The sequence below is a fragment of the Micromonospora sp. HUAS YX12 genome, from assembly GCF_040215685.1.
In the GTDB taxonomy this organism is placed as follows: Bacteria; Actinomycetota; Actinomycetes; order Mycobacteriales; family Micromonosporaceae; genus Micromonospora; species Micromonospora tulbaghiae.
Map to the genome: position 1 here is coordinate 6,159,546 of NZ_CP157974.1, position 14,218 is coordinate 6,173,763.

Here is a 14,218-nt window from a genome sequence, read left to right on the forward strand (position 1 = left end):
AGCGGAGCCTGTCACGGCGATCTATATTCGAGATACTTTGTGGCCTACGCTCGCCGGACGACCCGAGCGGCCGGCCGAATCGATCACCCGGACCGGGACGACAACGTGAGGAACGGGTTCCCGCGGACGAGCCGCGACCCCGGCCCGGCGGGCGCCGTCGACAATTCGGCGGCGTAGTCCCGGACCAGCGCCGGCAGCCGGTAGCGCGCCGAGTCGTCCCGGGCGACCAGGTGCGCGTCGACCAGGCCCTCCATGGCCCGCCGGATCCGCTCGGCGGACTCGCCGAGTTGCGCCGCGGCACGGTCCACCGCCGCCGGCGCCTCCGGGCAGGCGGCGAGAAGCTCGAACAGCCGGCCGGCCACCTCGTCCTCCGAGGCGACGACCGCGACGGCGGCGGCCAGGCTCGCTCGTACGGACAGGTCGTCGTAACTCAGCAGATCCAGCTTGCTCCCTCCCGCGGTGAGTTCGCCGACCAGCGCGGCCACCGACATCCCCGGCCACGTCGCCAGCCTCGAACCGGCGACGCGCAGCGCCAGCACCGACCCGGCACAGAGGCCGATCAGCTCGCTTGTCGCGCCCGGATCCGCGGCCAGCCGTTCCGCACCGGCGAGCGCGGCCAGCAGTTCCCGGGCGCTGGGCTCGGTCAACGGCGACAGGGCGACCCGCCGGACACCGTCGAGGTTGCCCAGAGAGCGCCGGGCCACGGCGATCAGGGCAGGACCGGGACTGGCGGGCAGGAGGGGCCGCACCTGGGCCGCGCTGGTGACCCCGTCGAGGACCAGCAGCAGCCGGCGTCCGGCGGTGAGCGAGCGCAGGCGCCCGGCGCGCTCGTCGGCGCTGTCGGGCATGTCGGCCGGCACGACGCCGAGCGCGCGCAGCACCCGGGCCAGCAACTCCGCCGGGGTGACCGAGGCCCGGTACGCGACGTCGACGAAGATCTGCCCGTCGGGGAACTCGCCGGCCACCGCGTGGGCAGCGCGTACGGCGAGCCCGGTCTTGCCGCTTCCCGGCGGGCCCGTGACGACCACGACCGCGGGTGCGCGGCCCGTCGCTCCCGCACTGACCTCCCCCGCTTCCCTGGTGCGCCCGGCGAAGGTGACCAGATCCGGTGGCAGTTCCCGGGGCACCGCAAGCCCGGCCTCGGCAGCGGAAGCCGGATCGGCGGTCGGCGACGCCGCGGTCACCGGCGGCGGCCGGGTGTACGAGACGTCCGGCGCCCGCTCCAGGATCGCCCGGTGCAGGGCGGCCAGTTCCTCGCCCGGCTCGATGCCGAGGTGCTGGTCCAGCCGGGCGCGCGCGTCCCGGTAGGCGGCCAGCGCCGCCGGCACCTCACCGCAGCGGTACAGCGCGAGCATCAGCTGCCCCACGCCCGTTCCCGCAACGGGTGCGCGGCCAGATGCTCACGCAGCCCCGGTAGCAGCTCGGCATGCCGGCCGAGCGCCAGGCGGGCTTCGGTCAGCACCTCGAACACCTGAAGCCGCTGCTCCTCCAGGCTCGCCCAGCGGCTGTCGAGCGTGGTGCCGGGCGGTAGCCCCTCGCCCGCCGAGCCGCGCCACCACGCGAGCGCGGCGTCGAGTGCCGGAACGGCGTCGAGCGCACGCCCCCTGACCAGCGCCGTGCGGCCGTTCTCCGCCAGACGGTGGAACTCCGTGACATCCAGCTCGTCGGGCCGCATCCGCAGCTCGTACGCATTCGGACGCGTCACCAGTCGATCGCCCACCAGCCGGCGCAAGGCCGCCGCGTGCGAACGCAGGTTGGCCGTCGCCGAAGGCGGGGGAACATCGGCCCAGACCATGGCGGCCAGCCGATCCAGGGACACGGACCGGTTCGCCGCCAGCGCGAGCCCGGCGAGCACGGCCTGCCGCTTTCCCGGGCCCGGCGCGACGCGACGGCCGCCCACCCTCAGCTCGACAGGGCCCAGAAGCCGAATGTCCAATTGCATCCCGTCGCTCCCCCGTCGAACTCCGAGGCCGCCCAGAGTAGGCGACCCCGCAGATCAGGACAAGGTATTCCGATAGCGACTATCGTGACGAACATCAATGTAAATAGCGGTGTGTCGACGTAACGGAAACACCGCAGAAAACGCTCCGTCGCGCTGACCGAGTCGCCGGCTCGGAGAACCGGTCAGGCGCCCGCCGCCGGCGCCGGCGCGAACAGGGCCGGCGCCGGATCGGCTGCCCGGATCGCGGCCACGAGCTGCGCCAGCTGCGGGTAGTCGCCCCGGGCCGCGCGGAGGAGGTGGTCCGCGTCGGCGTGGTTGCCGAGGTACGACTCGGCGGCCGCCCGCAGAAGAAGCGCGACGGCGCAGAGGTCGGGCGGCTCGGCACCGGGGCGGACGTCGAGAAGCAGCGATCGCGCATCCTCGGGCCGCTGGTCGAGCAGATGAGCCAGGCTCATCGCGACCCGGGCGGACAACACGCGCGGCTGCGCCCGGACGGCGATCCGGGCGAGTTCCGAGATCTCCCGCACCTCCCTTCGTTGCACCGGTGAACCGGTCACCACCGCGGCGTACAGGTACCACAACCCGAACTGGACGCTCAGCATCTGCCCGATGGCCGCGGCCGTCGCGGGATCGGTGCTGCCCGCGCGAGCCAGCCCCGCAAGCCGTTCGGCCTCCTCGACCAGCTCCGCGGACTGCGTGTGTGCCGTGCTCAGTCTCTGCTGGTAGCCGGCGAGGGCCAGGAGCGGATCGCTGCCGGCGCGAGCCTGGATCCCGACCCGGTGGACGTCGCCACCCGCTCGGGCGACCGCCCGCAGCGCCCTGACCACCTCCTCCTGGTAGTAGCCCGCCCGCAGCCCGTCACGGGCGGCTGCCGGAGCCCGGAGCCAGCGGAGCAGGTTGTGGCCGTCACTGCGGGCCGAACGCCCCGGAACGAGGTTGGCCAGGCCGAGCAGCGCCCCGACGAACGCGGCGCCGAGCAACGTCAGCCGCGTCAGGGCCGTACCGGTATACGCCGACGCGACGACGAGTGCCGTCGCGGCGCACAGGTTGGTCAGCGGGCCACCGAGATAGAACAGCACCATCCGCAGCGGTAACGCCGTCATCGACGGCGACGGCCGGACCGCCACCTCGTTGCGCCAACCGTTGAAGGGCGCGATACGGACCGCGATGACCGGCAGGCCCAGCAGCTTCGCCACGACGAGGTGCCCGCACTCGTGCAGGACGAGGTGCAGCCACAACGACACGCAGGTGAGGCCGGCGGCGACGAGCGCACCCGTCACGGACTCGGTGACGAGCAGCGCGAACGCCGCCGCCTCCACCGCCAGGAGGAGTGACACGGCGACCAGCCGACGGCGGAGCTTCACCAGGAGATGGTACGGCGGGGTGACGAGCACCGCGCCCTTCGGCGTGCCGTCGCGGCGGTGCGCCGCGTCAGCGAATCCCCTCGGCTGATCGGCCCACCGGCTGGACCCCCGAAATCGGATGCGGAGCCCCGTCCATGATCAGCACAATGAAGGCGTCCACCGGCGATGGGAGGTGATCGGCATGCCAGAGAGGCGTTAGTCCCGCGCACGGTGCGCGGGCGGCCGGAAGGCGGTCGTCACATGGCCCGTACCGACATTCACCGACCCGAGCGGGTGCAGCAGCGGGATCCGCACCTGCGCCGCTGGTTCACCGACATCCACCGGCACCACTGGGGCGCCTGCGATCTGGACGAGTTCCTCGCCTCGCCCGAGCGGATCCGCACCCGCTGCCACCGCGAGGTGTCGGCGCAGGCTCCGAACCTCTGCGGCTGCCGGCTCTGCACCTTCCAGGCGTACCGCAGGCTCGGCCGCCGCCAGGAGCGCGTCGCCTGGCGTTCGATCCGCCGGCGGCTGCTCGCCGAGCACCGGGGCGGCGAGCGCGATCTCGACGTACCCCCGATCCGCGGCAAGGCCTGGTAGCCGTCCGCCGCGCCGGCCATGAGTTCGCGCGCCCTGACCGGTTTGAGCTGGTGCATCCGGCCGGAGGCGGAACCAGCCGACCGCCAGGAGCTGAGCAGGGGGTGCGCCGGCCGATCCGTCAGGGCGTCCAGCGCACCCCCGGGTTCACCCGCCCGAACCAGTCGAACACGGCCATGTTGTCCCACTGGTTCCCGGTGCCGTTGATGTTCGCCGGATCCCAGCCGTTGCCGCTGACCGCGTACCAGGTGGGTTCCCAGTAGAAGACCCCGACGGCGCCGGCGTTGCGGGCGGTGTTCTGGACCCAGTCGAACTGCTGGGCCTGCCCGGCCCAGGTCGCGCCGATGCCGTCGCAGGTCGCGTCGCCGATGGCGTTCGGCTCGCTGTCCGCGTCGTCCCGGGTGAAGGGGTACGCGGTCTCCACGATCACCACCGGCTTCCCGTAGCGATTCCGCAGGTCGACGATGTTGTTGTAGAGGTTCGCCAGGCTGCCGTGCCACATGCAGTAGTACGACAGGGCCGTCATGTCCCACTGCACGCCCTGGGCGCGGATGCCGTCGTAGAACCACCGGGCGTTGGCGTTGCTGTCGGCGTTCGCGGTGTGGATCATCACGGGGATGCCGCCGCCGCAGGCCTTCACCGCGTTGTAGCCCTGCTTCAGCAGGCCGGCCAGCGGGCCGAAGTCGTTGTTGACGACCTTCCCCTCGTTCCACAGCATCCCGACGTTGATCTCGTTGCCGATCTGCACGCTGTCCGGCAGGGTGCCCTGCCCCCGCAGGGCGGCGCAGACGTCGTACGTGAACGCGTACACGTCGTTGCGCAGCTGGCTCAGGCTGTGCCCGGACCAGGCGGCCGGCTTGTACTGCTTGCCGGGGTCGGCCCAGGTGTCGGAGTAGTGGAAGTCGATCAGTACCTTGAGGCCCTTCGCCTTGGCCGTGCGCGCCTGGGCCAGCACCCTGCTCTTGTTGTTGTAGCCGCTGGCCGGGTTGTTCCAGACGCGCAGCCGGACGTAGTTGACGCCGACGGACTTGAGGATGTCCAGCGGATCGCGAGCGACCCCGTCGGCGTCGTGGTACTTCGCGCCGAGGTCCAGGCTGCGCTGCAACGACGAGACGTCGGCGCCCCGCATGCTGAGCGTGTTCGCGGCGGCGACGGACGCGGGCGTACCCCCGAATGTGGTGGAGGCGGCGAGGACGACGGCCGTGACGGCCCCGGCCAGGGTCCGACGGCGGTGGGGTGTGGTCACGAGACTTCCTCTCAGCCGGCAGTGCAGGGGGCGCCGTTGAGCGAGAAGCCGGTCGGCGGCGCGTCGCTCGCGCTCCAGCGCCCCTGGAAGCCGAAGGTCGTGGAGCCGTTCGGCGCGATGACGCGGTTCCAGTCGGCGTTGCGGGCGGTCACGGAGGCACCGGTCTGGCCGACGGTGGCGTTCCACGCGGTGGTGACCTGCTGGTCCCCGGGGAAGCCGAAGGTGAGGATCCAGCCGTCGATCGGCGCCGTCCCGGTGTTCTGGACCGTCACGATCGCCACGAAACCGCCGGGCCACTCGGACTGGTTCCGGTAGGTCACCCGGCAGGTCGAGGGTGGCGGAGGCGGCGGCGTGGTCGTCGTGGGCAGGGTGACAGTGTTGGACGCGATCGACACGTTGCCGGCGGCGTCCCGGGCCCGCACGTAGTACAGGGTGCGCAGCGGCGTCTCCGGGGGCAGCGCGGCCGTGTACGTGGTGCCCGGCACGGTGGCCACGCGCGTCGAGGTGTACCAGCCGTCGAACCGGTAGACGTCGTACCCGAGCACGCCGGTGTCGTCGGTCGACGGCGACCAGGACAGCGTGGCGGTCGAGGCGGTCACGTCGCCGACTGTGGGGTTCTGCGGGGCGCTCGGCGGGGTCGTGTCCGGGCCGGTGTCCGTCACGGGCGTGACCACCGTCAGCGCGTCGGTGGAGGGCGAACGGCGGCCGTCGCCGTCGCGGGCCGACACCCGGAACGAGTACTGCCGGCCGGGCTGGATGTAGGTGGTGATCGTGGCGGTGGTGACGTCGCCGAGGCTGACGCCGTACACCACGTCGTCGAACGCCTGGTAGTACGTGATGTCGTACCCGACGACCGGGCAGCAGCCGCGCGTGGCGGCCGTCCAGGTGAGGGTGACCGACGTGCTCCGTACCTGGGTGGCGGTCAGGTTCGTGGGCGCGCTCGGCGGGAACGGCGTGGTGCTGGGCGTACTCGGCGTCGACGTGGGCGGCGGCGGCGCGGTCCCGGTCGGCTCCGCCGCGTAGGCCGCGGCGCCGCCGGGCGCCGGCGCGACCTGGGGGTACGCGGTGCCGGCGCCGGCCGACGGCGCGGCGGTCAGCGCGGTTGCGAGCACCGCCGTGGCCAGCACGGCTGCGGCCGGCAGACCCGGCCGCAGGCGGCGGAACAGCGAGGACGAACAGACGGCTGCCATACGTCGACGATGCGGTCAACCCATCGATGATCGCCAACGTACCTCACGCCTCGGTCGGTGCGGCGGCCCAGCCGGTCCGTCGCGACGGCGGAAGTTCCACCTCATTCGTCGTTTTGCGCCGCTTCTGCCGCTGATCGCCCACAATCGGGAAGACGGGGTGAGTCGCCGCGGAACGGCCACCCGCACGCACGAGAGGCCCAGACGGGAACGGCGATGGCCACCTTCGAGTACCGCTGCCGGCAGGACGGCAGCTTCGACGTCACGCTGCCGGTCGGCGCCGCGGGCCCGTCGACGGACTGTCCCCGGTGCGGGAACGCGGCGACGCGGGTGTTCGCCGCGCCCCGGCTGGGCCGCATACCGGCGGCGCTGCGCGAGGCCATGGACCGGACCGAGCGCAGCGCGGAACAGCCGGAGGTGGTCGGGCGGGTACCCGGTCGTCGCCCGGCACGCCGCTCGACCGACCCGGCCCACGCCCGCCTGCCGCGATGGTGACCACGAGAAGGGCTCAACGCCGTGCCTGAACTGCTGTTCCCCCTCGACTCCGCCAAGAGGTTCACCGACCAGGAGAAGGTCGGGCACAACCGCTGGCATCCCGACATCCCGCCCGTGGCGACGGTACGGCCCGGACAGTCGTTCCGCGTCCACTGCCGTGAGTGGTTCGACGGCGCGATCCACAACGACGACTCCGCCGAGGACATCCGGGACGCGCCACTGACCCGGGTCCACGCGCTCAGCGGCCCGTTCGCCGTCGAGGGCGCCGAGCCGGGCGACCTGCTCATGGTCGACATCCTCGACATGGGCCCGATCCCGCAGGAGTCCGGTCCGCTGGCCGGCCAGGGCTGGGGCTACACGGGCATCTTCCCCACCGGCAACGGCGGCGGCTTCCTCACCGAGCAGTTCCCCGACGCCTACAAGGCGGTCTGGGACTTCACCGGCCGCACGGCCACCTCCCGGCACATCCCCGGGGTCTCCTTCACCGGGATCGCCCACCCGGGGCTGATGGGCACCGCCCCGTCCGCGTCGCTGCTGGCCACCTGGAACCGGCGGGAGGGTGCGCTGATCGCCACCGCGCCCGACCGGGTGCCGCCCCTGGCCCTGCCTCCCGAGCCGCAGGACGCGATCCTCGGCGGCCTCAGCGGCGCCTACTTCGACCGGGTGGCCGCGGAGGCGGCGCGCACCGCTCCGCCCCGGGAGAACGGCGGGAACCAGGACATCAAGAACTTCACAGTCGGCAGCCGGGTCTTCTACCCGGTGTACGTGCCGGGAGCCAACCTGTCCGTCGGCGACCTGCACTTCTCCCAGGGCGACGGGGAGATCACCTTCTGCGGCGCCATCGAGATGGGCGGGTTCATCGACCTGCACGTGGACCTGATCAAGAACGGCATGCAGACGTACGGCGTCGCCGAGAACGCGATCTTCATCCCGGGCGACACCCCGCCGCAGTTCTCCCGGTGGCTGGCCTTCTCCGGCATGTCCGTCACGCTCGACGGCGAACAGCGGTACCTCGACTCGCAGCTCGCGTACCAGCGCGCCTGCCTGCACGCCATCGACTACCTGACCCGGTTCGGCTACCAGCCGGAACAGGCGTACCTGCTGCTCGGCGCCGCACCCATCGAGGGCCGGCTCTCCGGCGTGGTGGACATCCCCAACTCCTGCGCGACCGTCTACCTGCCCACCGAGATCTTCGACTTCGACATCCGCCCCTCGGCCGCCGGTCCGGCCCGGATCGACCCGGGCATGGGCGCCCCGAAGGCCACGATGAGCTGAGCAGGTGACCACCCCACCCGTTCCGGCAGGACCGGGCCGGTCAGGGGGCGGGCGGGCGCCGGAAACTCCTCGCCGCGCGGGGCGCCGGGATGTCAGCGGTACGCCGCATCGCGGCGGCGCGACCCGGCGTGTAGCCGTACTCGCGGGCGAAGGCGGAGATGAACGCGGACGGGCTGGCGTACCCGATGCGGCGGGCGACCTCGCCGACCGGCCGGGTCTCCAGCAGCGCCAGCGACGCGCGCAGGCGCAGCTTCGTGCGCCACTGCGAGTACGACATGCCGAACTCGCGGTCGAAGTCGCGTTGCAGCGTCTTGACGCTGACGTGCAGGCGGTCCGCCCACTCGGCGAGCCCCGTCGTGTCACCCGGGTCGCGGGCCAGGGCCGTGGCGACCGCCAGCGCGACGCCCGTACCGCCGGCCTGCCGGTCGTCGGAGTCGGGCCGGGGGGCGAGCCCGGCCATGACGCGGCTGCGGGCGGCGGGGGCGTCGCGTTCGTCGTAGCCGGCGGTGGCGAGCGTGAGCACGAGCCGAACGGCTTCGGCGTCGATGGTGGCGACACCGGCCCCCAGCCCGTCGAGGGCGTCGGGCACCTCGCGCAGGCAGATCCGGTAGACCGTCTGCCGGTCCGCCGCGTGCACCTCGTGGGTGACGGCCCGGTGCACCCAGAAGACCTCGTCCGGCCCGAGGAAGGTCGTGTGCCGACCGTGGCGGGCGGAGAGCAGACCGTCGGGTGACCAGTAGAACTGGTGCAGGAAGTCCTCCCGGTTCTCGGCGAACGCCAGCCGGGTCACCGACCGGTAGCGCAGGAGGAGGATGCCGTCGGGGCGGCCCAGGCCGTAGCCGAACTCCTCGCAGCTGACCGGATCCGCCGTGATCGGGCCGGTGACCATCACGCTCTGACCTCTCCCCGACATCGGTTGACCTCTCGGCGACATTCCGCCCGCAGAAGTAAGGCTAGCCTAAGCTCTGCAGCCCAGCGGGGCTGCACCTCTGTGTTGAGAACCCGAAGGAACTGGCAGATGTCCGTACGACAGCACTGGCGCGTGATCGCCGCCGCCGCGGTGACGCTCGCCGTGGTCACCGGTTGCGGATCCGACGGCGGCGACTCCGCCGCGAAGTCCGGCGACGCCGCGACCCGCGTCTTCGCCGCCGACAACGGCGAGATCACGATCCTGGTCGACCCCAAGCGGGTCGTCGCCACCGGCTACGCCGTGCCGGTCCTGATCGAGGCGGACGCCGCGCTGGTGGGGATCTCCAGCTGGAAGCGCGGCCTGGCGCTGATGACCGAGCAGGACCGGGCCACCTACGAACGGCTGCCGAAGGTCGCCGGCGAGGCTGCTGCCGAGACCAACTACGAGGCCGTCGCTGCCGCCAAGCCGGACCTCATCGTGATCGGGGTGCCGAAGCCGGCTCTCGGCAGCATCGACATGAAGCGGCTGGAGAGCATCGCGCCGGTCGTCGCGATCGGCCCCACCACGCCCGCCGCGTGGCGCGAGCTGTCCCGCCGGCAGTCCGACGCCGCCGGTCGCGGCGCGAACTTCGAGGCGGCCAAGGAGGCGTACGAGAAGAGGGCCGCGGAGCTGAAGGACAAGTACGGCGCCGCCCTCGCGGGCCTGAAGTTCGGGCACGTCGGCAGCTACGGCGAGATCGCCAAGGGCACCTTCCACCGCGAGTTCGCCGGCTCGTGGGGCACGAACATCGCCCAGGACGCGGGCGTGACCTACTACGGCGAGGTCAAGGAGAAGGGCGGCGGCGGGCTCGACGTCACCGAGTACCCGGCGATCGAGGAACTGCCCACGAGCCTCGGTGAGGCCGACGCCATCACGTACACGTTGCAGCCCGACGGCACCCCCGCCGAGGCGGTGAAGCAGGTGCTCGACTCCGCGCTGTGGAAGAACCTGCCCGCGGTCAAGGCCGGCCGGGTGTTCGGGTTGCAGTACACGGAGGCGGCGACGTACGAGTCGGCCCTCCGGACGCTCGACTCCGTCGACAGGGCATTCGCGCCGCTGCTGGCCCGATGACAGTCGACCGTCACGACCCGGCCGGCCGGGTCGCCGCCCACCACCACGCGGGCAGTGGCACGGTCCGGATCGGCTACCCGATCGACGTACGCGAGGTCCGGGTCGTCGCCCGGCGGCGGCTGACCCCGCGCATGGTGCGGCTGACGCTCGGCGGCCCGGCCCTCGCCGGTTTCCACACCTACCAGGCGGACGACCACGTCAAGCTCGTCTTCCCGGATCCGGACGGCACCCGACGCGATCCCGTCCCGGACGGCCGGGGCATGCTCGACTGGCCCCGCCCGCTGCCGACCACCCGCAAGTACACGGTGCGCCGCTACGATCTCGCCGCCTGCGAGATCGACCTGGACTTCGTGCTGCACGACGGCGGTGTCGCGTCGGCGTGGGCGGACGCGGCGGCGGTGGGCGACGGGGTGACGATCGCGGGCCCGCCCGGCGCGAAGGCGTTCCCGCACAGCTACGACCACTACGTCTTCGCCGTCGACGCCACCGCTCTGCCGGCCGTCGCCAGGTGGCTGGAGGAGTCCCCGGCCGACGTGTCGGGGCACGTGGTCGCCGAGGTCGACGACCCGGCCGAACGGGACTACCCGCTCGCGCACCGCGACGGGGTGGCGGTGACGTGGCTGGTGCGCGCGGCCACCGGGTCCACGCTCGCGCAGCAGGTGGGGTCGCTGCGTCTGCCGGCCGGGCGGGCGTTCCTCTTCGCGGCCGGGGAGGCGAACGACATCAGGCCGTTGCGCGCCTGGAGCGCCGGCCGCCTCGACTCACTGATCACCGGGTACTGGAAGCGCGGAGTCGCCGGGCTTGAAGACTGACCTGTCCCGCCGGGCGGCGTTCCTGCTCGTGTCCGCCGCGCTGCTCGTCGTCGCGGCGGGTGCGAGCATGGCCGTGGGCGCGCGGCCGGTCGCGCCGGCCGAGGTGTGGCGGGCGCTGACCGACTTCGCGGCCACGACGGACCATCTCGTCGTACGCGACATCCGGCTGCCCCGCACGATCCTCGGCGTCTGCGTCGGCGCCGCCCTCGGCGCCGCCGGGGTGCTGATCCAGACGCTCACCCGCAACCCGCTGGCCGAGCCCGGCATCCTCGGCGTGACAGCCGGGGCCGGCTTCGCCATCAACCTGGGCGTGCTGGCGGGCGTCGCCGGGTCGCAGGCCGGGCAGCTCGTACTCGCGGTGGCTGGCTCCGCGCTCGCCGCCGTCGCCGTCTACGCCGTCGGGCGGACCTCACCGCTGCGGCTGGTCCTCGCCGGAGTCGCGCTGAGCTGGGTGCTGATGGGCGTCTCGCTCGGGCTGCGGCTGGGCTTCCCGGACGTCTTCGACAGGTACCGGTTCTGGTCGGTCGGGGCGCTGGCCGGCGCCGAGCAGACGCCGCTGGTGCTGCCGGTGCTGGTGACAGTCGCCGCCCTGGCCGCCGCGATGGTCGCGACCCGGCCGTTGAACGCGCTCGCCCTCGGCGAGGACGTCGCCCACTCGCTCGGCGCGCACGTGACCCGGACCCGGGTCACCGTCCTGGTGCTCGTCACGCTGCTCACCGGCGTCGCCACCGCGGTCGCCGGCCCGATCGCGTTCGTCGGGCTGATGGTTCCGCACCTGGCGCGGCGGCTCGCAGTCGACTCGATCCCGTGGATCATGGCGTACGCGATGCTGCTCGGGCCGATCCTGCTGCTCGTCGCGGACGTCGGCTCGCGGGTCCTGCTGCCCACTGGCGAGGTCCCGGTGTCGATCGTCACCGCGTTCCTGGGCGCTCCGGTGCTGATCTGGGCGGTCCGCCGCTACGGGGCGGCGGCGCTGTGAGCACGGTGAGGCTGCGGGCGGGACGCCTCGCGGTCGAGGTCGAACGGCGCTCGGCCGTCGCCTCGGCCGGGCTGCTCACGGCCGCGGCGGCCCTCGCGCTGCTGACGCTGAGCCACGGACCGGAGTGGGCGACACCGGCGGAGGTGTTCGACGCCCTGTTCCAGGGCGGCGACTCGGCCTTCGTGATCCGGGAGTGGCGGCTCCCCCGGGTGGCCGCCGCGCTGGTCTTCGGCGCCGCGCTGGGCCTGGCCGGAGCGGTCTTCCAGAACCTGACCCGCAACGCGCTGGGCAGCCCCGACGTGATCGGCCTCGACGCGGGCGCGTACACCGGCGCGCTTGTCGCGATCACCGTGCTGAACGGCACCGCCGGGCAACTCGCGGCCGGGTCGGTGGCGGGCGGGCTGCTCGCCGCCGCGCTCATCTACCTGCTGTCGCTGGACTCCGGGCTCAGCGGCGTCCGGCTGGTCGTCATCGGCATCGCCGTCAACGCGATGCTGACCGCGCTCAACTCCTGGATCGTGCTGCGGGCCGAGATCGACGTGGCGCTCGCCGCGACCGGCTGGAACGCCGGTTCACTCAACGGCGTCGACTGGGCCGAGTTGCGGCTCCCGTTCGCCGTCATCGGCCTGTTCGTCCTCCTGCTCGCCGTGATCTCGCACGCCATGCACCAGGCGGCGCTGGGCGACGAGATCGCGCGCACCACCGGCGTACCCCTGGGCCGGCTCCGCCTGCTGCTGGTCCTGGCCGGCGTGGGCTGCACCGCGACGGTGACAGCGGTGGCCGGGCCGGTCGTGTTCATCGCGCTCGCCGCGCCCCAGATCGGCCGGCGGCTCGCGCGGGCCGCAGGCGTCCCACTGGTGCCGGCGGCGCTGACCGGCGCGGTGCTGCTGCTCGCCGCGGACCTCGTCGCGCAACTGCTGCTCGCGCCGGTCGCGCTGCCGGTCGGCGTGGTCACCACGGCGATCGGCGGCTGCTATCTCATCTGGCTGCTCGGCATGGAGGTGAAACGACGGTGACCAGCCGCCTGACCTCGGAGGACGTCACGCTCGGCTACGGCGATCGGGTGGTGTCGACGCGGGTGAGCCTGGCCGTGCCGGACGGCGCGTTCACGGCGATCGTCGGCCCCAACGCCTGCGGGAAGTCGACGCTGCTGAAGGCGTTCGTCCGGTTGCTCACACCGGCGTCGGGCACGGTACGCCTCGACGGCCGGGACGTCGCCGAGCACCGGCCGAAGCCGTTCGCCCGCCAGGTCGGCTTCCTGCCGCAGGGCCTCGTCGCGCCGGAGAACATCATCGTGCGGCGGCTCGTCGCCCGGGGCCGCTACCCGCACCAGTCCCTGCTCGGCGCGGGCTCGGCCGCCGACGAGGAGGCCGTCCGGTCGGCGATGGCGGTTGCCGGCGTCACCGACCTGGCCGAGCGGCCCGTGGAGGAACTCTCCGGCGGGCAGCGGCAACGGGTCTGGATCGCCATGGTGCTGGCGCAGGAGACGCCGTACCTGCTGCTGGACGAGCCCACCACGTTCCTGGACATCACGCACCAGTACGAGCTGCTGGCGCTGTTCGCCAAGCTGCGCGACGAGGGACGCACTGTCGTCGCGGTGCTGCACGACATCAACCAGGCGTGCCGGTTCGCCGATCACATCGTGGCGATGAAGGCCGGCCGGATCGTCGCGCAGGGGCCGCCGGCCGACGTGGTGGACGCCGACCTGATGCGGGAGGTCTTCGGTCTGCCCAGCGTGGTGATGCCGAACCCGGTCACCGGCGCCCCGATGGTGGTTCCGACCGTCTAGCCGGAAGCCCTCGTCGGTATGCCAGAGTCGACCTGAGCCGGTTGGGCGGCTCGGGAGAAGCGGTACGACGAGAGGACGGGACACCTGATGCAGAAGTCATCCCTGACCGCGCTGGCCCGCGAGCAGCTGGAGCGCGCGCACACCTCCTCCAGCGGCCGCAGCAGCTCCACCGTCTACGGCGGTCACGAGCACAGGCTCCGACAGACGCTGATCGCGCTGACCGCCGGGCAGATGCTCGGCGAACACGAGAACCCCGGCGAGGCCACCGTGCACGTCCTGCGCGGCCGGGTGCGGCTCGGCGCCGGCGAGACATCCTGGGACGGCTCAGCCGGCGACCTGCTGATCGTGCCGGACCGCCGGCACACGCTGGAGGCGCTCGAAGACTCCGCGGTGCTGCTCACCGTCGCCAAGCGCTGACGGCCCGAACCCGGCAGGGCGGCCAGGCCGACCGCGACCAACCGCCGGGCGTGCCCCGGGTCCGTCGCCGGCCACCCGAACGATTGAGCAGGTCACGGCCGGGGTAGTGGCCCTCC

At 72.9% G+C, this 14,218-nt stretch carries 14 protein-coding genes and 1 pseudogene; 9 read left to right on the forward strand and 6 right to left on the reverse strand.

Going from position 1 to position 14,218, the window contains the following annotated elements; all coding sequences use genetic code 11:
• Positions 1 to 83 precede the first annotated feature (83 nt).
• The 3 genes and pseudogenes from ABIH81_RS29220 to ABIH81_RS29230 form a co-directional block, all read right to left on the reverse strand.
• The gene (locus ABIH81_RS29220; protein ID WP_349881238.1) at positions 84 to 1,184 is read right to left on the reverse strand and encodes an ATP-binding protein; all 1,101 of its coding nucleotides are present in this window, start codon (positions 1,182 to 1,184) and stop codon (positions 84 to 86) included.
• A gap of 99 nt (positions 1,185 to 1,283) precedes the next feature.
• Positions 1,284 to 1,942, reverse strand: a pseudogene (locus tag ABIH81_RS29225) (AfsR/SARP family transcriptional regulator); the annotation flags it as partial.
• A gap of 182 nt (positions 1,943 to 2,124) precedes the next feature.
• The gene (locus ABIH81_RS29230) at positions 2,125 to 3,306 is read right to left on the reverse strand and encodes a hypothetical protein (RefSeq protein ID WP_349878084.1); all 1,182 of its coding nucleotides are present in this window, start codon (positions 3,304 to 3,306) and stop codon (positions 2,125 to 2,127) included.
• Positions 3,307 to 3,546: 240 nt separating this feature from the next.
• Here ABIH81_RS29230 and ABIH81_RS29235 point away from each other — a divergent pair, with 240 nt between their 5' ends.
• Positions 3,547 to 3,885: a hypothetical protein gene (locus ABIH81_RS29235; protein ID WP_349878085.1), complete on the forward strand. Its 339-nt coding sequence runs from the start codon at positions 3,547 to 3,549 to the stop codon at positions 3,883 to 3,885.
• 118 nt (positions 3,886 to 4,003) lie between these two features.
• Here ABIH81_RS29235 and ABIH81_RS29240 read toward each other — a convergent pair whose 3' ends face one another.
• Positions 4,004 to 5,128, reverse strand: coding sequence for a glycosyl hydrolase 53 family protein (locus tag ABIH81_RS29240; protein ID WP_349878086.1), 1,125 nt, complete (start codon positions 5,126 to 5,128; stop codon positions 4,004 to 4,006).
• Between the two features lie 11 nt (positions 5,129 to 5,139).
• Entirely contained in the window at positions 5,140 to 6,318 is a 1,179-nt protein-coding gene (locus ABIH81_RS29245; protein WP_349878087.1) for a cellulose binding domain-containing protein, read from the reverse strand.
• A gap of 213 nt (positions 6,319 to 6,531) precedes the next feature.
• Between ABIH81_RS29245 and ABIH81_RS29250 the strand changes: the two genes are divergently transcribed.
• Positions 6,532 to 6,810, forward strand: a complete 279-nt coding sequence (locus ABIH81_RS29250; protein WP_349878088.1) for an FmdB family zinc ribbon protein — start codon at positions 6,532 to 6,534, stop codon at positions 6,808 to 6,810.
• 21 nt (positions 6,811 to 6,831) lie between these two features.
• Positions 6,832 to 8,085: a formamidase gene (fmdA, locus tag ABIH81_RS29255; RefSeq protein ID WP_349878089.1), complete on the forward strand. Its 1,254-nt coding sequence runs from the start codon at positions 6,832 to 6,834 to the stop codon at positions 8,083 to 8,085.
• 40 nt (positions 8,086 to 8,125) lie between these two features.
• Here the strand turns inward: fmdA and ABIH81_RS29260 are convergent, their stop codons facing one another.
• A complete protein-coding gene (locus ABIH81_RS29260; protein WP_349878090.1) occupies positions 8,126 to 8,998 on the reverse strand; it encodes a helix-turn-helix transcriptional regulator in 873 nt (290 codons plus the stop codon).
• Between the two features lie 105 nt (positions 8,999 to 9,103).
• Here ABIH81_RS29260 and ABIH81_RS29265 point away from each other — a divergent pair, with 105 nt between their 5' ends.
• From ABIH81_RS29265 to ABIH81_RS29290, 6 genes are all read left to right on the forward strand, one after another.
• On the forward strand, positions 9,104 to 10,105 hold the full coding sequence (locus ABIH81_RS29265) for an ABC transporter substrate-binding protein (RefSeq protein ID WP_349878091.1): 1,002 nt from the start codon (positions 9,104 to 9,106) through the stop codon (positions 10,103 to 10,105).
• Entirely contained in the window at positions 10,102 to 10,917 is an 816-nt protein-coding gene (locus tag ABIH81_RS29270; RefSeq protein WP_349878092.1) for a siderophore-interacting protein, read from the forward strand. Before ABIH81_RS29265 ends, ABIH81_RS29270 begins: the two co-directional genes overlap by 4 nt.
• Positions 10,907 to 11,896, forward strand: coding sequence for an iron chelate uptake ABC transporter family permease subunit (locus ABIH81_RS29275; protein WP_349878093.1), 990 nt, complete (start codon positions 10,907 to 10,909; stop codon positions 11,894 to 11,896). The genes ABIH81_RS29270 and ABIH81_RS29275 overlap by 11 nt, the downstream gene beginning before the upstream one ends.
• Positions 11,893 to 12,912 carry an iron chelate uptake ABC transporter family permease subunit gene (locus ABIH81_RS29280; RefSeq protein WP_349878094.1) on the forward strand — a complete coding sequence of 340 codons (1,020 nt, stop codon included), beginning with the start codon at positions 11,893 to 11,895 and terminating at the stop codon, positions 12,910 to 12,912. The genes ABIH81_RS29275 and ABIH81_RS29280 overlap by 4 nt, the downstream gene beginning before the upstream one ends.
• A complete protein-coding gene (locus ABIH81_RS29285; protein WP_349878095.1) occupies positions 12,909 to 13,685 on the forward strand; it encodes an ABC transporter ATP-binding protein in 777 nt (258 codons plus the stop codon). Before ABIH81_RS29280 ends, ABIH81_RS29285 begins: the two co-directional genes overlap by 4 nt.
• Before the next feature lie 87 nt (positions 13,686 to 13,772).
• The gene (locus tag ABIH81_RS29290) at positions 13,773 to 14,102 is read left to right on the forward strand and encodes a cupin domain-containing protein (RefSeq protein WP_120570860.1); all 330 of its coding nucleotides are present in this window, start codon (positions 13,773 to 13,775) and stop codon (positions 14,100 to 14,102) included.
• The last annotated feature ends 116 nt before the right edge of the window (positions 14,103 to 14,218 follow it).